The following is a 19,835-nucleotide window of genomic DNA, read 5'->3' as shown; positions in this document are numbered from 1 at the left end:
GCGTGATCACGCCGAAGGCGACATCGCGCTCTTGATCAGGCGCTTCAGCAGGCAGACAGTGAGCAGGCGGAGCGCGAAGGGCAGGTCGTCGACGAGGTAGCGGCGCGCGAGCCGGCCGGGCTCGCAGGCGAGGCGGAACAGCCATTCGAGGCCGGAGCGTCGCATCCACTCGGGGGCCCGCCGGACCGATCCCGCGGTGAAGGCGATCGCCGCGCCGCAGCCGACGAACCAGGCCCCGGGCAGATCGTCGCGCAGGGCGGCGATCAGGCGGTCCTGTTTGGGGAAGCCGAGCCCGACGAACACCAGGCGGGGACGCGCCACGAACAGAACCTCACGAACGGCCATCAGGCCCTCCTCCGAGGTCTCGAACCCCTGCGGAGGGGAGATGACCCCCGCCACCCGCAGGCCGGGATAGCGGTCGGCCAGTACCTCGGACGCGCGTACGGCCACCCCCGGAGGCCCGCCGAGCAGGTAGACCGGGAGATCATAGGACGCCGCCGCCTCCGACAGCGACCAGATCAGATCGGCTCCGGTGATGCGCTCGGGCACGGGCGTGCCGAGCAGCCTGGACGCCCACACCAGCGGCATACCGTCGGGCACGGCGAGGTCGGCGGCCGCCACCAGCGCCCGTACCTCGGGGTCGTGCGAGCAGGCGCGGCAGATGTCGACGTTGGGGGTGACCACGTGTCCGCCTTCCCCCCGCGCGAGGGCGGCGACCACGTGGCCTACCACCTCCCCCTCCGTGAGAGCGTCGACCTCGACGCCCGCGACCGTCACTCGGGGGCGGCTCCCGATGATCGCCGGCGCGGCGCCCTCACGGGTCTGTGTCCGAGGTGCCATCAGATTCCATGCCCTCGGGTGTGCAGTGCGCTGAGCACCACGCGGGCCGGCACGATGCCGAGCGCGACGGCCAGCGCGATCGGGACGCGGGGCTCCCCCCAGCGGGCGGCGAACGCGCGAGCGGCCCAGCGGCCCGCCTCACGGCGGCGGCCCAGCGCGGCATTGTGGAAGGCGAGCTGCCCGTAGATCCGCGCGGCGCCGCGCGGGTCGGCGGCCAGGTAGGGGTGCCGGGCGAGCATCCACTCAAGGCCCGCGATGCGGTCGGCCCACCGCGCCACGAACGCGGAAGCTCCCCAGCGGACCCGCACCAGCGGACGGTCGACGTACGCCAGGGGGTGGCGACCGGCGGCGCGGAGGGCGAGGTCCCAGTCTTCGTTCTGCCCGGCGGGGGCGCTCTCGTCCGGCCAGACGGACCCGTGCCTGAACAGGAACGTGGAGGAGTGGACCATCACCATGCGCGAGCGGGTGAGGTGCCGCGTGGTGACCTGGCTCGTGCCGGCGAGCCGGGCGACGCGCCGCGAGTCGTACTCGACCTCGATGGCGCAGCCGGCGAACTCGGCGGCCGGGTCGGCGGCGAGCGCGGCGAGCTGGGCGGCGAGCTTGCCCGGCAGCCACAGGTCGTCGTCGTCGCAGAAGGCCACCAGGTCGGTGGCGAGCGCGGCGATGCCGGTGTTGCGGGCTCCGGGCAGCCCGGGGCTGAAACGGTTCGGCAGGACGCGGACCCTCCCCGGTGCCTCGGTGACGACCCCGGCCACCTGCGCGACCACCGGCTCCACGGGGCCGCCGTCGACCACCACGACGACGTCGACGCCGCCCGGATGACGCTGGCCCAGCACCGCACGCAGCGCGGCCCGGAGGAGGCCGGGACGGTCTCCTCGCGTGGGGACGACCACACCGACGGTCGGGCTCATCTGCACTCCGAGGCGGGAAGCCCTGCCGCGAGCAGCGGGGAGGGAGCCGCCTCCGGTGCCCGCCGATCGCGTACGCGGTAGCCGTACTGGATCATCAGCGGCCAGGTCAGCGCGGTGACCAGCCATCGGTGACGGCGGGACAGGCTGTCGCACCAGGAGTCGTCTCTGGTGAGCTCAAGGGACCCGGCGGTGAACCGCATCGGATTGCCGGCGCAGGTGTGCGCCACCGACAGCTCGGCCAGACCGGGACGGAGGAACGCCAGCCCACCGCCGTCGGCCTGGCCGAACCCCAGCCGGACCAGCAGGGCGGACAGGACCGCGTGGGGGTCGGCCAGCAGGTCTTCGTACCGGATGCGGATCACGGTGCCGCCCCGGCGGGCGAGCAGCTCGAAAGCGAGGTTCTGCACTACCCAGTGAACGGAGGTGCGGAGGGGTCTCCAGCGGGTCATCGGGGTGCCGTCCTCGGGTCTTCTGACCCGCCGACGCCAGGAGTAGGCGACCGCGCGCGGATCTCGGACCACGTGGACGACGCTCAGATCGACGACCGGGGATGTGCTCAGGCAGAAGGCCAGGGACGCGTGCTTGCTGGAGTCGACCACCACGGGACACGCGGCGATCTGCGCCGCCGCCTCGTAGACCCGGGAGTAGGCCCGGGTGTACCCGCTGAGGCCGACGCGGCACTGCCGCGCCGCCATGGAGGGGATGTGGCGGGTGCGGTCGACCCTGTGGCGCAGGGTGAGCACGCGGTCGGCCAGGCCGGGCGACCATCCTCCGAACGCCCGGATGCCGACCCTGCGCCAGAAGGGACAGGCGGTGAACGCCTCCCCGCACCCGCACGGCTCACGGGCGGTGACCCCACGCTCCCACAGATGCACCAGCTCACCGAGAGGTGCGATGCCGGGCACCTCGCCGAGCAATCGCTCCAGCAGGGTCGTGCCACTGCGCCCCAGCCCACCTATGAAGATCACACGAACAGCCACTGGCACGGCCCCCCGGGACGGTCAACACGAAACGTGCCGACATTATCGCGGAGAGTAATCACCGGGTGCTGAAACAGTAAAGGATCTACCCGATGTCCTGGGTCAGACGGAGTGGAGGGTCTTCACGTGGTCAAGGAAGGTAGTCCACTCCACAGGGGTGAAGACGAGGGCGGGGCCGTTGCGGTCCTTGCTGTCGCGTACGGCCCGGCGGCCGTCGGCCAGGGGGGCAACCTCGACGCAGTCGCTTCCGTCGTGACCGGAGAAACTGGACTTGTGCCACTGGGCGTCGCGAAGTTCCTGGATCAAGTCCATCTCCGTATCGTCTCCTTGATCATTTCAAGCGAAGCTCGCCGAGGCAGGGCGTCCGGGCCGATCATGTTGTGCAGGAATGCCAGGCCTTTCACTTCCTCGGATCTGTCGCTCACTCGGTCTTGCGTGCTTTGTGAGTCGATGTAGGCCGCCGGAGGTGCACCTTTGGGCATTTCGGCGATGACGAATCCGCCCAGCAACCCAACCACGCTACACGCCCGGTAGGGAAGCACCTGAAGGGATATACGACGGTTTTCACCGCTCTCTAGCAGGTGCTCGAACTGGCCCTTCATGACCTCCGGTCCGGCGATGGGCCGGTGGAGAATGCTCTCATCCAGGATGACCCAGAGCATCGGCGGCATCGGCCGTCTCAGAATGCTTTGCCGATCCATTCTGGCCGTGACCTGCTCCTCGACCTCCTCGACAGTGATGCCGGGCTTGCGGCTCAGGATGGCTCGCGCGTAGTCCTCGGTCTGCAGGAGACCGGGAACTATCAACGGCGCCCATATTCGCAGGGCCTCGGCTTCGCGTTCGAAGTCGAGCCAGGGGCGGAACCAGCGGGGAAGCTGGGCCGCCGCGCGGTTCAGGCGGTCGAGGAGGCCGGTGAGCGTCGTTCCCAGTCCCAAGGTTTCGTCCACCTGGCGGGCCAGGTCCATGGTCGGCGCCCGGTGACCGTTCTCGATCATGCTGAGCTGGCTGATCGACACGTGGATCGCATCACAGAGTTTCCGCTGGGAGAAACCTGCGGAAAGTCGGAATTTACGTAGTTCTGTCCCGAACTGAATACGCGGGGATATGGACGGATCCGGCTCCAGGCTTACCGTCATCTCCGGGCTCCTCTCGTGCCGCCTGATACCGCGTCACGGCCATCATGCTGGGCATTCACAAAGCCGGTCGAGAGGGTTCACGCGATTGTGAACACATTGCGAACCCGAATAATCGTTTCACTCCCCCGATTGTTTGCCACCGTATGGGGCACACGCCGAAGACACGGCGGCGCCTCGGCCGGCGAGCCGAGTGAAACAGGAATTCAGCCGATACGGACTGGGAAGGCATATCAATGACGCCGGACACTCTCAAAGAGATTCGTCTTCCAAGTGATCCCGAATCGGCGGCTCGCGCCCGTGCCGAGGTACGCGACTGGCTCGGAGCCGAGCATCCGGCGTACGAGCCCGTGCGCCTGGCCGTCTCCGAGCTGGTGACCAACGCCCTCAGGCACGCCCGGCACCAGTTGGCAGGGGCAGCCCATGGGCCCGCCGTGTCCGAGCCACTGGTCCTCCAGTTGTCGGCACACGACGACCGGCTGCGCGTCGAGGTCAGGGACACGGGCCTGGCAGCCGAAAGCCCGCGCGGCCGTACGGAGCCGGCGTTTCTGCTCGCGGAGGGCGGGCGGGGGCTGGCCATCGTCGACATGCTCTCGGGTGGGCGGTGGGACTTCCGCTCCAACCCCGACGGCCCCGGCTGGACCGTACGGTGCGAGATCCCGGCCGCGCCTTCGCTCACCGATGAGCCCGGCGAGGCCGCTGCGCCGTGCCTCCGGAGCAGCGGCTAGCTCTCGGACAGGACGAGCATGACGTGCTCGTTCTCGCCGTGCATGATGGTGCCGGTGCGCTGGAAACCGCATTTCTCCAGCAGGCGCACCGAGCCGGTGTTGCCGATGTAGGGGTCGGCGTAGAGCGGGCGGGTCTTCTCCTCCTGGAGGAAGAGCGTCATCGCCGTGCTGCCGATGCCCCGGCCCCAGAACGCGCGGCCGAACCAGTAGCCGGTGAAGCGCCGCTCCTGCTCCCACCAGGACACGATGTTGCCGGCGAGCTCCCCGCCGACGATGACCGCACGCACGAGGACCGTGGGGTCTCCGAGGACCCTCGTTTTCCAGTGGGTCATGAAGGCTTCTCGCTCGCGGGGAGGGAACTTGGACCGCCGGACGGCCTCGGGGTCGTGCTCCTGCGCCAGGAACACTTCCAGATCGGCCTCTCCGACGGCCCTCAGCCGCACGTCATCACTCATGCCGGGCGAGTCTGCCAGCCGGCACCGACAGTTCTCACCGGCCGTTGAGGCCCATGCCGGTGCCGACGGTTCTCACCGGGCATCAGCCGACCGTTCTCACCGGGCGTCGACGATCATGCCGGCGCCGACGGTGCCGTTCGTGGTCTCGTCGATCAGGATGAAACCGCCGGTGAGGCGGTTCCTTGCGTAGTCGTCCACGAACAGGGGCTGGGTGACCCGCAGCGACACGCGGCCGATCTCGTTGAGCCCGAGGGAAGTGGCCGCCTCGTCGCGGTGCAGGGTGTTCACGTCGAGCCGGTAGTGCAGGTCGCGCACCAGCGCGCGAGCCGTGCGGGTGGTGTGCTTGATGACGAGCTTCGAACGGGGGCCCAGCTTGAGGCCGTCGGTCATCCAGCAGACCATCGCCTGGAGGTCCTGGGCGACCTGCGGCCGGTTGTTGGGCCGGCAGATCATGTCGCCGCGCGAGATGTCGATGTCGTCCTCCAGGCGGAGGGTGACCGACATCGGCGCGAAGGCCTCCTCGACGGGCCCGTCGAAGGTGTCGATCGCGGCCACGCGCGTCGACAGGCCGGACGGCAGGTGCATCACCTCGTCCCCCGGCTTGATCACGCCCCCGGCGACCTGGCCGGCGTACCCCCGGTAGTCGTGGAACGCCGGGTCGGTGGCCCGCTGGGGACGGATGACGTACTGCACGGGGAAGCGGACGTCGACGAGGTTGCGGTCGGAGGCGATGTGGAGGTTCTCCAGGTGGTGCAACAGCGACGTGCCCTGGTACCACGGCATGTTCTCCGAGCGGGACACCACGTTGTCGCCGTGCAGCGCCGAGATCGGGATGAAGGTCAGGTCGGAGACGTTCAGCTTCGCCGCGAAGGCCGTGAACTCCTCGCGGATCTCCTCGAAACGGTCCTTGGAGTAGTCGACCAGGTCCATCTTGTTGACCGCGAGCACCAGGTGCGGCACCCGTAGCAGCGTGGTGAGGAACGCGTGGCGGCGGGACTGCTCCACCACGCCCTTGCGCGCGTCGATCAGCACGATCGCCAGGTCGGCCGTGGACGCGCCGGTGACCATGTTCCGGGTGTACTGGATGTGGCCCGGGGTGTCGGCGATGATGAACTTCCGCTTCGGCGTGGCGAAGTAGCGGTAGGCCACGTCGATCGTGATGCCCTGCTCGCGCTCGGCCCGCAGGCCGTCGGTGAGCAGCGACAGGTCGGTGTACTCGGTGCCGCGGTCACGGCTGGTGCGCTCGACGGCCTCCAACTGGTCCTCGAAGATCGCCTTGGAGTCGAAGAGCAGTCGTCCGATGAGGGTCGACTTGCCGTCGTCGACCGAACCCGCCGTGGCGAAACGCAGGATGTCCATCAGAACTGCTCTCCATCGGTTGTGCGGCCGGCGCGGCGGGGGAACGGACCCGGGACAGGGGCGAGAAGGGGCATCAGAAGTAGCCCTCCTTCTTGCGGTCCTCCATGGCGGCCTCGGAGGCGCGGTCGTCGGCCCGCGTCGCGCCCCGCTCGGTGATGCGGGTGGCGGCGATCTCGGCGATGATCTCTTCGACCGTCGCGGCGTTCGACTGGACGGCGCCGGTGCAGGTCATGTCGCCCACGGTGCGGTAGCGCACGACGGTCTCGAACGTCGGCTCGTCCTCGTCGCGGTTGACCACGTCGGCGTCGGCGAGCAGCATGCCGTCGCGCTCGAAGACCTTGCGGGTGTGCGCGAAGTAGATCGACGGGATCTCGATGCCCTCGCGGCGGATGTAGTCCCAGATGTCCAGCTCGGTCCAGTTGGACAGGGGGAAGACGCGGATGTGCTCGCCCTTGCGGATGCGCGCGTTGTAGAGGTTCCACAGCTCGGGACGCTGGTTCTTCGGGTCCCACTGGCCGAAGTCGTCGCGGAAGGAGAACACGCGCTCCTTGGCGCGGGCCTTCTCCTCGTCGCGCCGCGCGCCGCCGAAGACGGCGTCGAACTCGTTCTCCTCGATGGCGTCGAGCAAAGTGGTGGTCTGGAGGCGGTTGCGGCTCGCGCGCCGCCCGGTCTCCTCGGTGACCCGGCCCGCGTCGATCGACTCCTGTACGGACGCGACGACAAGGCGGGCGCTCAACTCGGTGGCCCGCCGGTCGCGGAACTCGATCACCTCGGGAAAGTTGTGCCCGGTGTCCACATGCATCAGCGGGAAGGGGATCGGCGCCGGCCAGAACGCCTTCTCGGCGATGCGCAGCATGACGATCGAATCCTTGCCGCCCGAGAAGAGGAGACAGGGGCGCTCGAACTCGGCCGCGACCTCACGCATGATGTGAATGGCCTCGGCTTCGAGGACGTCGAGCTGCGACGTCGTGTAGTCGCTCTGAAGCATCTACTCTTCCTCCGGGAGTCTCGCCCTAGCGGTGCACGTCGCGGATGCCGGCGAGCAACGTTGGCGCCAGATCCGGTAGGGAGACCAGGATATCCGGCAACGAGGGGTTGCCTTGGTTGTAGATCAGCGGAGAGCCGTCGATGCGGCTCGCGTGGGCTCCCGCCGCCTGCGCCACGGCCACGGGCGCGGCCGAGTCCCATTCGTACTGGCCTCCGGCGTGGATATACGCCTCCACCTGCCCGGTGAGCACCGCCGCGATCTTCGCACCCGCCGAGCCGATCGGCACGAGGTCGGCGCCGACGAGGTAGGCCAGCTTCCTGACGAACTCGGGCGGCCGGGTGCGGCTGACCGCGATGCGCACCCTGCTCTCGGGGCCCCCGGACGGCGGCACAGGCGGCACGGGCAGTGCGGGCGGCTGGACGGTGGACAGCGTCAGGCCCTGGGCCGGCAGCGCCACAGCCCCCGCCACGAGCTCCCCCCGCACCGGCGCGGCCGTACCCGAGCGTGGTGCGCGCTGCCACAGGGCCACGTGGACGGCCCAGTCGGAGCGGCCCGTGTCGCCGAACTCGCGCGTGCCGTCGAGCGGGTCGATGATCCATACGCGGTCGGCGGACTGGCGGCGCGGGTCGAGCCGCTCCTCGCGCGTGCCCTCCTCGGACAGCACGCAGTCGCTCGGGCGCAGGCGCGACAGCGACTCGGCCAGGTAGGCGTGGGCCTCGCGGTCACCCGCCTGGCGCAACGCCACGGGATCGTCGAACCCCTGGCGGGAGCGCAGCGCGAGCAGCCTCTCGCCGGCCTCGGCCGCCAGATCCCTGGCCAGTACGTGGTCGTCGCGTATCGTCACGTTGCCCTTCCTGATGCCGCACCCCGAGTTTTCTGGCGCCGGGTCAGTAAGCACCCGAGCCGCGTGCCACGGCGGACCAGGTCTTCCACAGGATCTGAAGATCCAGCATGAGAGACCAGTTCTCGACATAACGTAGGTCCAACCGTACCGATTCCTCCCAGGAGAGATCAGACCGGCCGTTCACCTGCCACAGACCTGTCATGCCCGGCCGGACGACCAGCCGCCGCCTGACATCGTCACCGTACCCGGCCACCTCCTCGGGAAGGGGAGGCCGGGGCCCGACCAGTGACATGTGGCCCAGCAGGACGTTGAGGAGCTGCGGCAGCTCGTCGAGGGAGTGGCGCCGTAACCAGCCACCCAGCGGGGTGACGCGCGGATCGCCCCGGATCTTGAACAGCAGGCCGTCGCCGTCGCTGACGAGGTGGATCTTGTGGCGCTCGGCGTCGCGGCTCATCGTGCGCAGCTTCAGGATCGTGAACTCCACCCCGTCCCTGCCGACGCGGGTCTGCCGGAACAGCGCCGGCCCGGGGCTCGTGGCCCGTACGGCCAGCGCCAGCACGGTGAGGACGGGCGCGAGGACGGCGATCGCCACGGCCGCGACCGTGCGGTCGAAGACGTTCTTGAGCAACTGGCGGACCCCGGACAGCTCGGGATGCTCCACGTGAAGGAGCGGCAGCCCCGCCACCGGCCTGATCGTCGTGCGCGGCCCGGCGACCTCCATGAGCGCCGGGGCGACGACGAGGTCGGTGCGGGTCTTCTCCAGCCGCCAGGCGAGACGGCGCAGGGCGGTGCCGTCGAGCTCGGGACAGGCGAGCACGGCAACGGTGTCCGCCGAGGCCTGGCAGACCACCAGGGGGATGTCGGAGAAGTCCCCGAGCGCGGGGACGCCGTCCACGTCCTCTGTGACGTCGTGGCGCGGCAGGCACGCTCCCACGATCTCCATGCCGTGGTACGGCTCGCGCCGGAACAGGCGGACCAGATCGGCGACGGACGCGTGGTGACCCACCGCCACCACCCGCCGCATGCACAGCCCTCTGGCCCGCATCACGTGAAGCCGCTGGCGCAGGCCGTACCTGCAGGAGAGGGTGAGGGCCGTCATCAGCGGGAGCGCCAGCACGACGTAACCACGGGCGAGGTCGGTCTTGGTCACGTACGCCGTGATCGCCACTCCGGCGGTGAGGAAGAAGCCGCACTGGGTGATGCGCCGGAACTCCTCGGACCCGACCCCGATCAGCCGTGCCTCGTACGCACGGTTGAGCCCCACCATGGCGACCCAGAGCACCGGCAGGACCAGGCTGAGCAGGAGATACGGCGTGACATACGGGGTGACCTCGCCGAAGCGCACGACGACCGCGGCGGCCCCGGCGAGCAGGCCGCATCCGAGGTCGGCCGCCATGGCCTGGAGGCGGTAGCGCAGCGCCCACCCGGGAAGGGACGGACGGCCGGGTGAGGCGGCACGGCCCGGAGCCGCGGACGCCTTCTGGACGGTGACCGCCGGCCGCTCGCCGTCCACCAGGCATCCTCCCCGCAACCGATCGGACACTGTCCGTGAGGGATGCTAGCGGCCCCATGAGCGAATCTTGGGGAAATCAGGAAACTCCGCGGAACCCGGGCTAGCGCGGCGGCTTGACCGGCTTCAGGTCGGAGGGGTGGAAGGTGTTCTGCGTGGCCTCAAGGCCCGACACGATCAGCGACTCGGCGACGTCGGCGGCGCGGTCGACCAGCAGCGGCAGCTCCTTGCGCTCGGCCGTGGCGAAGTCGCGCAGCACGAAGTCGGCCGCGTCCATGCGGCCGGGCGGGCGCCCGACGCCGAAGCGCACCCGCAGATAGTCCCTGGTGGCCAGCGACTTGCTGATCGACCGCAGGCCGTTGTGCCCGTTGTCGCCCCCGCCGAGCTTGGCGCGCAGCGCCCCGTACGGGATGTCCAGCTCGTCGTGGACCACGATGACGTTCGCCGGGGCGACCTTGAAGAAGTCGGCCAGGGCCTTGACGGGCCCGCCGGAGAGGTTCATGTAGGTCCGCGGCTTGGCCAGCACGGCGGGGGCGCCCGCGAGGCGCCCCTCGACGACCTCCGCGTGGGCCTTGTGCGCCTTGAACCGGCCGCCCACCCGGGCGGCGAGCTCGTCCAGCACCATGAACCCGGCGTTGTGCCGGTTACCGGCGTACTCGGGCCCGGGGTTGCCCAGCCCGACGATCAACCAGCGGTCCACGACAGACCTCTCCGTTCCACTTCGGCGCCTTGCCCTCGAATGCTCTTGATACAGGACAGGGCAGCCCGGTGACCGGTGACCGGCCTCCTGGCTGCCCTGCCGACGATACGGGAGACTACTCGGCGGCCTCGGCGGACTCGGTGGCCTCGCCCTCCGTGGCCCCCTCGGCCTCGGCGGAGGTCGGGACGTTGATGACCTGCAGGACGACCGTCTCGGGCTCGGCGATGAGGGAGGTGCCCTTCGGCAGCTTCAGGTCGCCGGCGGTGACGACGGCGCCGACCTCCAGGCCCTCGATGTCGACCTCGACGCCCGTGGGGATGTGCGTGGCCTCGGACTCGACCGAGACGGTGATGAGCTGCTGGTCGAGCAGGCCGCCCGGGGCGATGTCACCGGTCAGGGTGACGGGGATGTCGACGGTGACCTTCTCGCCGCGCTTCACGAGGAGCAGGTCGACGTGCTCGTAGAAGCCCTTGATCGGGTCACGCTGGACGCCCTTGGGCAGCGCGAGCTCGTCGACGCCCTCACCTTCGAGGCGGATCAGCACGTTCGGCGTGCGAAGGGCGAGCAGCAGCTCGTGGCCCGGCAGGGTCAGGTGCTTGGGCTCGATGCCGTGGCCGTACAGGACGGCGGGGACCTTGCTCTCGCGGCGGATCTTGCGCGCGGCGCCCTTGCCGAACTCGGTGCGGGGCTCGGCGGCGATGCGTACCTCGGACACGGCGTATCTCCTAGGGAGTCTCAGGAATGGAAGGCGCTCACCCTCACCCGCCCTAGCGGAAGGCGTTACGAGCGCGAACAACCCTCAAAGACTACCTGTCCGCCAGATGCGACGGTCCACCGCCGGCGGACAGGGCGAGAGAGAGCCGCGTCGAAGCCGTACGGCCCCCGGCAGGCCATCTGGCCGGGGGCCGTACGGCGACGGTGAGGTCAGCTGTCGCCCTCGAAGAGGCTGGTCACGGAGCCGTCGTTGAAGACCTCGCTGATGGCGCGGGCGATCAGCGGGGCGATCGACAGCACGGTCAGCTTGTCAAAGCGCTTCTCCTCGGGGATGGGCAGCGTGTTGGTCACGACCACCTCGGAGATGCGGGAGTTCTTCAGGCGGTCGACGGCCGGGTCGGAGAAGATCGCGTGGGTGGCGGCCACGATGATGTTCGTCGCCCCCTGCTCGTACAGGGCGTCGGCCGCCTTGCAGATCGAGCCGCCGGTGTCGATCATGTCGTCGATCAGCACACAGGTGCGGCCCCTGACCTGGCCGACCACCTCGTGCACCTTGACCTGGTTCGCCACGTCGAGGTCGCGGCGCTTGTGGATGAACGCGACCGCGGTGCCGAGCTGGTCGGCCCAGCGCTCCGCGAGGCGCACACGACCGGTGTCCGGCGACACGATCGTGGTGTTCGCCGCGTCGAGCTTGCCGCTGAGGTAGCGGTGGAGCACCGGCAGGGCGAACAGGTGGTCCACAGGCCCGTCGAAGAAGCCCTGGATCTGCGGGGTGTGCAGGTCGACCGACATCAGCCGGTCGGCGCCCGCGGTCTTGAACAGGTCGGCCATCAGCCGCGCCGTGATCGGCTCGCGGCCACGGCCCTTCTTGTCCTGACGGGAGTAGCCGAAGAACGGCAGGACCACGGTGATCCGCTTGGCCGACGCCCGCTTCAGGGCGTCCACCATGATCAGCTGTTCCATGATCCACTTGTTGATCGGCTCGGTGTGGCTCTGCATGACGAACGCGTCGCTGCCCCGTACGGATTCGAGGTAGCGGGCGTAGATCTCACCGTTGGCGAAGTCGTGCAGCCTGGTGGGAGTGATGTCGATGCCGAGGTGCTGCGCCACCTCCTCGGCGAGCTCGGGATAGGCCCGGCCGGAGAAGAACATCAGGTGCTTCTCGCCGGTGGTCTTCTTGCCGGTCATGCTTCCCTCCTCGCCGGGCGCGTGGCCCGACGCGTCCGCGAAAGCACCGCCGTGCCTCTCGGCAGGCTCAGCGTGCTCGTTCATTTGGTGCTCCCCCGCTGTTGTTCCCCGGACTGCGTGACCGGGTCGTCCTGTTCCGCCTCATCGGCCTGGGCCGTCGCGCGCAGCGCGGCCTCCGCCGAAGCCGTGCCCGCGCGCCTGCGCGCGACCCACCCTTCGATGTTGCGCTGGTGCGCCCGGCCCACCGCCATCGCCCCCGGAGGAACGTCGTTGGTGATGACCGAGCCGGCGGCCGTGTAGGCGCCGTCGCCGATGGTGATCGGAGCGACCAGCATGTTGTCGCTGCCGACGCGGACGTGGTCGCCGACGGTCGTGTGGTGCTTCTCGACGCCGTCGTAGTTGACGAACACGCTCGCGGCGCCGATGTTGGTGCCCTCGCCGATGGTCGCGTCGCCCACATAAGTGAGGTGCGGCACCTTGGAGCCCTCGCCGACGCGGGCGTTCTTCATCTCGACGTACGTGCCGGCCTTGGCGCCGCGGCCGAGCACGGTGCCGGGCCTGAGGTAGGCGAACGGGCCCACAGTGGCCCCGTCGCCGATCTCGGCCCCCTCGCAGACGGAGTTGCGCACCACGGCCCCCGCGCCCACCACCGTGTCGGTGAGGGTCGTCGCGGGCCCGACCACCGCCTCGGAGGCGATGGCGGTACGTCCGCGCAGCTGGGTGCCCGGCTGGACCACCACGTCGGGCTCGATGGTCACCTCGACGTCGACCCAGGTGGTCGCGGGGTCGACGATCGTGACCCCTGCGCGCATGTGGGCTTCGAGGACGCGGGTGTTGAGGACCGTGCGGGCGAAGGCGAGCTGCACGCGGTCGTTGACGCCCTCGACCTCGACGTGGTCGCCGGCGACGTACGCGCCCACCCGGTGGCCGTCCTCCCGCAGGATCGAGAGCACGTCGGTGAGGTACTCCTCACCCTGGGAGTTGGCCGTGGAGACCCGTTTCACGGCGTCCGCCAGCAGCAGGCCGTCGAAGGCGTAGACGCCGGAGTTCATCTCCTTGATCACCCGCTGTTCGGGCGAGGCGTCCTTGTCCTCGACGATCGCGAGAACGGCACCTGTGGTGTCGCGGATGATGCGGCCGTACCCGGTGGGGTCGGGCACCTCGGCGGTGAGCACGGTGACGGCGTTGCCCTCGGCCCCGTGGGTGGCGAGCAGCTCGGCCAGGGTCTCGGTGCGCAACAGCGGTGTGTCGCCGTAGGTCACGAGGATCGTGCCGTTGATCGTGCCGACCGACTCAAGGACGGTGCGGACCGCGTGGCCCGTGCCGTTCTGCTCGGTCTGGACGACCGCGTGGGCGTCCGGGCCGGTCGTGGCGAGGTAGGCCTGGACCTGTTCACGCGCGTGGCCGAGCACGACGATCAGGCGCTCGGGCGCGAGGCCTCTGGCGGCGGTGAGCATGTGGTCGACAAGGGCGCGACCGCATAGCTCGTGGAGGACTTTGGGCTTGCTGGACTTCATCCGGGTTCCCTCGCCGGCTGCGAGGACGATGACGGCTGCCGGGCGCGGCACACTCACGGACTGAGGCTCCCTCGGCGTCGCGGCTGAGACATGTCAGTACGGGTACGACGTACGGCCATCACCCAGGCACCGCACGGCCATCCGCCCGACACCGTGAGAATACCCGCCGCCTCCCCGGAGCGATCCAGCCCCCTCGGCGAAGGGGCCGGACGCCTTCTGGCAGGGTCCGCGCTTGACTTGTGCGGGAAGAGTTCCGGCGCCTGGACTCGAACCAGGACAACCCTGCTCCAAAGGCAGGTGGGCTGCCAATTACCCCACGCCGGATCGATTCGAGACCTTCCCAAACCGCGGTGACAAGGATACCCATCAGAGCCTCTCGGCGCTCAACGCATTTCCCCCAACCTCGTGGGGCGCCGGTCACGGCGCGGGCGCGCCGTGGGACGGGCACGCATCCTTGGGACATCCAGGCCCCCCTTTTGGCCTGCCGCGCGCGTTCCTCTAACAGATACGGGCATGTATGCGCAAGGCGTGGATCCGCCACCGGATGACGCCCGAAGCGTCATCTTCTCCACATTCCGAGCTTAGGGATTCCTAACTTACGATGGCGTAGGTTACGGTTACGTAGCTACAGATCGTCAGTACTTCGTCGAGAATCACGTGAGGTAGCCCATGACCGTCGTCGTAGACCGTTCGACGCCGCCGCCACCCCCGCGGCCCGATCTCGAACCCGAGCCCAAGAGCAACTTCGAACGCGTCCTGCTGGTCGTCTTCGTGACGGTCCCGTTCCTGGCGCTGCTCGCCGCCGTGCCCATGGCCTGGGGACACTTCCTCGGCTGGAGCGACGTCGCGATCAGCGCGTTCTTCTACGTGTTCACCGGGCTCGGCGTCACCGTCGGACTTCACCGCTACTTCACGCACGGGTCCTTCAAGGCGAACAGGCCCCTCAAGATCGTGCTCGCCATCGCCGGCAGCATGTCACTGGAGATGGGCGTCATCGACTGGGTCGCCACCCACCGCCGCCACCACAAGTACTCCGACAAGGAGGGCGACCCGCACTCGCCGTGGCGCTTCGGCAACGACTGGAAGGCGCTGACCAAGGGCCTGCTGTTCGCGCACATCGGCTGGATGTTCTCCTCCGAGCGCACGAACCAGGAGCGCTTCGCCAAGGACCTGATGAACGACAAGGACGTCGCCCGCATCCACCGCGCGTTCCCGTGGCTGGTCTTCGCGTCCCTGGTGCTGCCCGCCGTCATCGGCGGCCTCGTGACCTGGTCGTTCACCGGCGCCCTGACCGCGTTCTTCTGGGGCAGCCTGGTGCGCATCGCCCTGCTCCACCACGTCACCTGGTCGATCAACTCGGTCTGCCACGTGTTCGGCGACGAGACCTTCGAGGTTCGCGACAAGTCCCGCAACGTGTGGTGGCTGGCCATCCCGTCCTTCGGCGAGTCGTGGCACAACCTGCACCACTGCGACCCGACCTCCGCCCGTCACGGCGCGCTCAAGGGCCAACTCGACCCGAGCGCCCGCGTGATCCGCTGGTGCGAGCAGGCCGGCTGGGCGACCGACGTCAGGTGGCCGACCCCTGAGCGTCTGGCGGCGAAGCGGCTTGGGTGATTCAGCCCCTATGTCGGGCCGCCGGTCGGCGGCCCGAACCCCCTTTTCCGCCGCGTCCGACCCTTCAAATCACGATATATCCGGGCAAACTGGGACGTTGGCGGTTGCCGGGCCCACCGGGCCAGCCATTATTAGACCCATGACCGAACCGCGATCGCGCGTACGCATGACCGGTAAGGAGCGCAGGGAACAACTGATCCGCGTCAGCCGCACCCTGTTCGCCGAGAAGGGGTTCGACGGCACCTCCATCGAGGAGATCGCCGCCAGCGCGAAGGTCTCCAAGCCGGTCGTCTACGAACACTTCGGCGGCAAGGAGGGCATCTACGCCGTCGTCGTCGACAGAGAGATGCAGCGGCTGCTCAGCCTGGTGGGCGTCGCCCTGAACGCCGGCCACCCGAGGATCCGCCTCGAACGCGCCGCCCTTGCCCTGCTCCAGTACGTCGAGGAGTCCAGCGAGGGCTTCCGCATCCTGGTGCGCGACTCCCACGCCGCCTCGGGCACCGGCACGTTCGCGAGCCTCATCAACGACATCGCCAGCCAGGTCGAGGACGTTCTCGCCGACCAGTTCGCCGAGCGGGGGTACGCGCCCACGCTCGCGCCGATGTACGCGCAGATGCTCGTCGGCATGGTGGCCCTCACCGGCCAGTGGTGGCTCGACGCCCGCAAGCCCGACCGCGAGGAAGTGGCCGCCCATCTGGTCAACCTCGCCTGGAACGGTCTCACGGGGCTGGAGCCGCGTCCCGGCCTCACCGCCGCTTCCACGCGCGGCGGCCGGCTTGAGGTTCCTCCCGTCATCGAGCTCCGGAGCCTGACCCGGCCCTCCGAGAAGGAGCTCAAAGAGCTGGAGAAGGCTCGCGAGAAGGAGCTGAAGGAGCAGGAGAAGGCCCGCGAGAAGGAGCTCAAGGAGCAGGAGAAGATCCGCGCGCGCGAGCAGCGTGAGCAGGAGAAGATCCTCCGCGAGCAGGAGAAGATCCGGGCACGCGAGCAGCGCGAGCACGAGAGGCTGCTGACCCAGGAGCGCCGCGAACAGGAGAAGATCCGCGCGCAGGAGCTCAAGCTGCTGGAGCAGAAGGCCAAGCAGGCCGAACGGGAGGCCGAGCGGCGGGCCCGGCTCGCCTCCGGGAGCGCCGAGCGGGTGGAGCTGGTCGAGCGCGTCGATCTGGTGGAGCGCGTCCCCCTGGTGGAACGTGCCGAGCTCGCGGCGGGCGGGGAGCAGGGCGCGGAACAGGCGCAGGGCGGGGGACGGCGGCAGGACGGGGACCCGGCATCCGGGTAAGTAAAACCGTCGTTGCTAAAAAGTTAACGTGCCGTTCAATTAAGTAGGGCATTTTGGACATATGTCCGCCGAGATCGTGCCACCGACCCCTGAAGGACACGATGACCTGCCTCTTTCCCAAGAGCGCTTCCTCAATCGTGAGGAGAGCTGGCTCCACTTCAACGAACGGGTCCTGGAGCTTGCCGAAGATTCTTCCGTGCCGCTGCTGGAACGGGTGCGCTTCCTCTCCATCTTCGCCAGCAACCTCGACGAGTTCTTCCGGGTACGCGTCGCGGGGCTGAAACGCCGGATGGCGACCGGCCTGCTGCTTCGCACGAAGAGCGGGCTCAAGCCGCGCGAGGAGCTGGCCAGGATCGCCGCCATCGCCGACGACCTCGCGCAGCGCCACGCGGCCGCCTACCACAAGCAGGTCTGCCCTCAGCTCGCGAACGTGGGGATCGAGGTCGTGCGCTGGGACGACCTCGACAGGGACGAGCGCACGGCGATGCGCAAGCTGTTCCGCGAGCGGGTGAGGCCGGTGCTGACCCCGCTCGCCGTGGACCCCGCCCACCCATTCCCGTACATTTCGGGCCTCTCACTCAACCTCGCGGTCACGGTGCGCAACCCGAGCACCGGGCACACCGTTTTCGCGCGCGTCAAGGTCCCCTCACAGCTTCCACGTTTCGTCTCCGCCTCCAGGGAACGCTTCGTCCCGCTGGAGGACGTGATCGCCGCCCACCTCGGCCAGCTCTTCAAGGGCATGGAGGTGGTCGAGCACCACGTCTTCCGGGTGACCCGCAACGAGGATCTCGACGTGGACGAGGACGTCACCGAGAACCTCATGCAGGCGCTGGAGAAGGAGCTCCTGATGCGGCGGTTCGGGCCGCCCGTACGGCTGGAGGTGGAGGACACGATCAGCCAGGCGGTCCTGGACCTCCTCGTCGACGAGCTGGACGTCTCGGACCACGAGATCTACCGGCTGCCCGGCCCGCTCGACCTGACGGGCCTGCACGCGATCGCCGACCTCGACCGGGGAGAGCTGAACTTCACGCCGTTCGTCCCTGCGGAGGCCGTCCACGCCGAGGACGACATCTTCTCGGTCCTGCGGGAGCGCGACATCCTGGTCCACCACCCGTACGACTCGTTCTCGACGAGCGTGCAGCGGTTCATCGAGCAGGCGGCGGCCGACCCGAACGTGCTGGCGATCAAGCAGACGCTCTACCGCACCAGCGGCGACTCGCCCATCGTGGACGCGCTGATCGACGCCGCGGAGGCCGGCAAGCAGGTCGTGGTCGTGGTGGAGATCAAGGCGAGGTTCGACGAGCACGCCAACATCACCTGGGCGCGCAAGCTTGAGCGCGCCGGCTGCCATGTGGTCTACGGCGTGCTGGGCCTGAAGACCCACGCCAAGCTGGCACTGGTCGTACGGCAGGAGCCCTCCGGCGAGCTGCGCCAGTACTGCCACATCGGCACGGGCAACTACAACCCCAAGACCGCCCGGCAGTACGAGGACTTCGGCCTGCTCACGGCCGACCCGCTGGTGGGCGAGGACCTCACCGACCTGTTCATCCACCTGACCGGCTACTCCCACCACTCGGCCTACCGGCGGCTGCTGGTCGCCCCGCACTCCATGCGCGGCGGGCTGCTGACCCGGATCGAGAGGGAGATCGCCCACCACGTGGCCGGCCGCCCCGCCCGGATCCGGGTCAAGACCAACTCGCTGGTGGACGAGCCGCTGATCGACGCCCTGTACGCGGCGTCGAAGGCCGGCGTGCCCGTCGACCTCGTGGTGAGAGGCGTGTGCACGCTCCGGCCGGGCATTCCGGGTCTGTCGGAGAACATCAGGGTCAGGAGCATCCTTGGACGGTTCCTCGAACACTCGCGGATCTACGAGTTCGGCGGCGGACGCCGGCCGGAGATCTGGATCGGGAGCGCCGACCTGATGCGCCGCAACATCGAGCGCCGGGTGGAGTCGCTGGTGAAGGTCAGCAGCGCGCAGCATCGCGCGTACCTCTCAGAGCTCCTCGACCTGTCCATGGCCGACACCACCAGCAGTTGGTGGCTCAACGGCGACGGCACGTGGGTGCGCCACCACCTCGGCGAGAACGGCGAGCCCCTGCTCGACCTCCAGTCCCATCTAGTCGGAACCCGCCGGTGGAGGTCCATCGATGACTGAATGCATTGAGCATCCGACCGACCTCATCCGCGCCGGCGGGGCGGTCGTGTGGCGGGGCGACAGCCGCGATCCCGAGGTCGCCGTGGTCCACCGCCCGAAGTACGACGACTGGTCCTTCCCGAAGGGCAAGCTGAAGCCCGGCGAGCACGTGATCGCGGGCGCCCTGCGCGAGGTGGCCGAGGAGACCGGGCTCAGCGTCGCGCTCGGCCGCCACCTGCCCCCCGTCCACTACATGAAGGGCGGCCGGCTCAAGCGGGTCGACTACTGGGTGGCGCGGGCCATCGAGGAGGTGGCCCAGGAGCCTTCCGACGAGGTGGACGCGCTGGTGTGGCTTCCCGTCGAGGAGGCGCGCGCCCGGCTGACGTACGAGTGGGACGCCGGGCTGCTGCGGGCGTTCGGCGCGGCGCCCCTTGCGACGACGCCGTTCGTCGTGGCCAGGCACGCGTACGCGGGCACGCGCCAGGACTGGACCGGCGACGACGACCTGCGCCCCCTGGACGAGGCGGGCGAGGCGCAGGCCAGGACCATCGCCGACATCCTGTACGGCTACCGGCCGGCGTCGCTGGTCAGTTCCCCGAGCAGGCGGTGCGTGCAGACGCTCCTGCCGTACGCCGCCAGGGAGGTCCTCAAGATCCGCACGGAGCGGCTGCTGACCGAGACCGAGTACGACACCTCGCTGTCGCTGTCGCTCGTGCTGTCCATCCTGGACGAGGGCAGGCCGACGGCGGTGTGCGGCCACGGCAAGGTGCTGCCCGAGCTGATCACCGGCATGTGCGAGCACCGCTTCGACGGCCACGCGGAGGACACCCACCTCCGCAAGGGCGCGATCGCGGTCCTGCACCACACGGGCGGGCGCGTCGTGGCCGTCGAGCGCTACCTCACCTGACGCGAGAAGCCGGAGGCCCGTCCCCTCGTGACGGTCC

General features: G+C 69.3%; 19 protein-coding genes and 1 tRNA gene. 5 read left to right on the top strand and 15 right to left on the bottom strand.

Annotated features, from left to right (window positions below):
• Nucleotides 1–6: 6 nt before the first annotated feature.
• The 5 genes from AB0B89_RS07925 to AB0B89_RS07905 form a co-directional block, all read right to left on the bottom strand.
• Complete coding sequence (locus AB0B89_RS07925; protein WP_358549774.1) at nucleotides 7–840, bottom strand: WecB/TagA/CpsF family glycosyltransferase; 834 nt, start codon at nucleotides 838–840, stop codon at nucleotides 7–9.
• On the bottom strand, nucleotides 840–1,751 hold the full coding sequence (locus tag AB0B89_RS07920; protein WP_358549772.1) for a glycosyltransferase: 912 nt from the start codon (nucleotides 1,749–1,751) through the stop codon (nucleotides 840–842). The genes AB0B89_RS07925 and AB0B89_RS07920 overlap by 1 nt, the downstream gene beginning before the upstream one ends.
• Nucleotides 1,748–2,731, bottom strand: coding sequence for a sulfotransferase (locus AB0B89_RS07915; RefSeq protein ID WP_358549770.1), 984 nt, complete (start codon nucleotides 2,729–2,731; stop codon nucleotides 1,748–1,750). The genes AB0B89_RS07920 and AB0B89_RS07915 overlap by 4 nt, the downstream gene beginning before the upstream one ends.
• Nucleotides 2,732–2,833: 102 nt before the next feature.
• A complete protein-coding gene (locus tag AB0B89_RS07910; RefSeq protein WP_358549768.1) occupies nucleotides 2,834–3,043 on the bottom strand; it encodes a DUF397 domain-containing protein in 210 nt (69 codons plus the stop codon).
• Entirely contained in the window at nucleotides 3,034–3,867 is an 834-nt protein-coding gene (locus AB0B89_RS07905; RefSeq protein WP_358549766.1) for a helix-turn-helix transcriptional regulator, read from the bottom strand. The genes AB0B89_RS07910 and AB0B89_RS07905 overlap by 10 nt, the downstream gene beginning before the upstream one ends.
• Before the next feature lie 233 nt (nucleotides 3,868–4,100).
• Here AB0B89_RS07905 and AB0B89_RS07900 point away from each other — a divergent pair, with 233 nt between their 5' ends.
• Nucleotides 4,101–4,592, top strand: a complete 492-nt coding sequence (locus AB0B89_RS07900; protein WP_358549764.1) for an ATP-binding protein — start codon at nucleotides 4,101–4,103, stop codon at nucleotides 4,590–4,592.
• Here AB0B89_RS07900 and AB0B89_RS07895 read toward each other — a convergent pair.
• From AB0B89_RS07895 to AB0B89_RS07850, 10 genes are all read right to left on the bottom strand, one after another.
• Nucleotides 4,589–5,047, bottom strand: coding sequence for a GNAT family N-acetyltransferase (locus AB0B89_RS07895; protein WP_358549762.1), 459 nt, complete (start codon nucleotides 5,045–5,047; stop codon nucleotides 4,589–4,591). The genes AB0B89_RS07900 and AB0B89_RS07895 overlap by 4 nt on opposite strands.
• A 96-nt stretch (nucleotides 5,048–5,143) precedes the next feature.
• Nucleotides 5,144–6,406 carry a sulfate adenylyltransferase subunit CysN gene (gene cysN / locus AB0B89_RS07890; RefSeq protein ID WP_358549760.1) on the bottom strand — a complete coding sequence of 421 codons (1,263 nt, stop codon included), beginning with the start codon at nucleotides 6,404–6,406 and terminating at the stop codon, nucleotides 5,144–5,146.
• Nucleotides 6,407–6,479: 73 nt separating this feature from the next.
• Nucleotides 6,480–7,394, bottom strand: a complete 915-nt coding sequence (gene cysD / locus AB0B89_RS07885) for a sulfate adenylyltransferase subunit CysD (RefSeq protein WP_358549758.1) — start codon at nucleotides 7,392–7,394, stop codon at nucleotides 6,480–6,482.
• Between the two features lie 25 nt (nucleotides 7,395–7,419).
• Nucleotides 7,420–8,238: a 3'(2'),5'-bisphosphate nucleotidase CysQ gene (locus AB0B89_RS07880; protein WP_358549756.1), complete on the bottom strand. Its 819-nt coding sequence runs from the start codon at nucleotides 8,236–8,238 to the stop codon at nucleotides 7,420–7,422.
• 43 nt (nucleotides 8,239–8,281) lie between these two features.
• Nucleotides 8,282–9,634 carry a sugar transferase gene (locus tag AB0B89_RS07875; protein ID WP_358549798.1) on the bottom strand — a complete coding sequence of 451 codons (1,353 nt, stop codon included), beginning with the start codon at nucleotides 9,632–9,634 and terminating at the stop codon, nucleotides 8,282–8,284.
• Nucleotides 9,635–9,851: 217 nt separating this feature from the next.
• Nucleotides 9,852–10,448 (bottom strand): aminoacyl-tRNA hydrolase, encoded by a 597-nt coding sequence (gene pth / locus AB0B89_RS07870; protein WP_358549754.1) that lies wholly within the window; start codon nucleotides 10,446–10,448, stop codon nucleotides 9,852–9,854.
• Nucleotides 10,449–10,563: 115 nt separating this feature from the next.
• Entirely contained in the window at nucleotides 10,564–11,163 is a 600-nt protein-coding gene (locus AB0B89_RS07865) for a 50S ribosomal protein L25/general stress protein Ctc (protein ID WP_358549752.1), read from the bottom strand.
• Between the two features lie 209 nt (nucleotides 11,164–11,372).
• Nucleotides 11,373–12,350, bottom strand: coding sequence for a ribose-phosphate diphosphokinase (locus tag AB0B89_RS07860; RefSeq protein WP_358549796.1), 978 nt, complete (start codon nucleotides 12,348–12,350; stop codon nucleotides 11,373–11,375).
• 80 nt (nucleotides 12,351–12,430) lie between these two features.
• Entirely contained in the window at nucleotides 12,431–13,924 is a 1,494-nt protein-coding gene (gene glmU / locus AB0B89_RS07855) for a bifunctional UDP-N-acetylglucosamine diphosphorylase/glucosamine-1-phosphate N-acetyltransferase GlmU (protein WP_358549750.1), read from the bottom strand.
• Nucleotides 13,925–14,118: 194 nt separating this feature from the next.
• Nucleotides 14,119–14,191 (bottom strand) — tRNA-Gln (locus AB0B89_RS07850).
• A 345-nt stretch (nucleotides 14,192–14,536) separates the two neighbouring features.
• Between AB0B89_RS07850 and AB0B89_RS07845 the strand changes: the two genes are divergently transcribed.
• The 4 genes from AB0B89_RS07845 (at nucleotide 14,537) to AB0B89_RS07830 (ending at nucleotide 19,798) form a co-directional block, all read left to right on the top strand.
• Nucleotides 14,537–15,481 carry an acyl-CoA desaturase gene (locus AB0B89_RS07845; protein WP_358549748.1) on the top strand — a complete coding sequence of 315 codons (945 nt, stop codon included), beginning with the start codon at nucleotides 14,537–14,539 and terminating at the stop codon, nucleotides 15,479–15,481.
• 139 nt (nucleotides 15,482–15,620) lie between these two features.
• A complete protein-coding gene (locus AB0B89_RS07840) occupies nucleotides 15,621–16,757 on the top strand; it encodes a TetR family transcriptional regulator (RefSeq protein ID WP_358549746.1) in 1,137 nt (378 codons plus the stop codon).
• Nucleotides 16,758–16,818: 61 nt separating this feature from the next.
• Complete coding sequence (locus tag AB0B89_RS07835; protein ID WP_358549744.1) at nucleotides 16,819–18,912, top strand: RNA degradosome polyphosphate kinase; 2,094 nt, start codon at nucleotides 16,819–16,821, stop codon at nucleotides 18,910–18,912.
• Nucleotides 18,905–19,798, top strand: coding sequence for an NUDIX hydrolase (locus AB0B89_RS07830; protein WP_358549742.1), 894 nt, complete (start codon nucleotides 18,905–18,907; stop codon nucleotides 19,796–19,798). Before AB0B89_RS07835 ends, AB0B89_RS07830 begins: the two co-directional genes overlap by 8 nt.
• Nucleotides 19,799–19,835: the final 37 nt, after the last annotated feature.

This window comes from Sphaerisporangium sp. NPDC049002 (genome assembly GCF_040649355.1).
Taxonomy (GTDB): Bacteria; Actinomycetota; Actinomycetes; order Streptosporangiales; family Streptosporangiaceae; genus Sphaerisporangium.
This window is presented reverse-complemented; position numbering and strand designations above follow the sequence as displayed.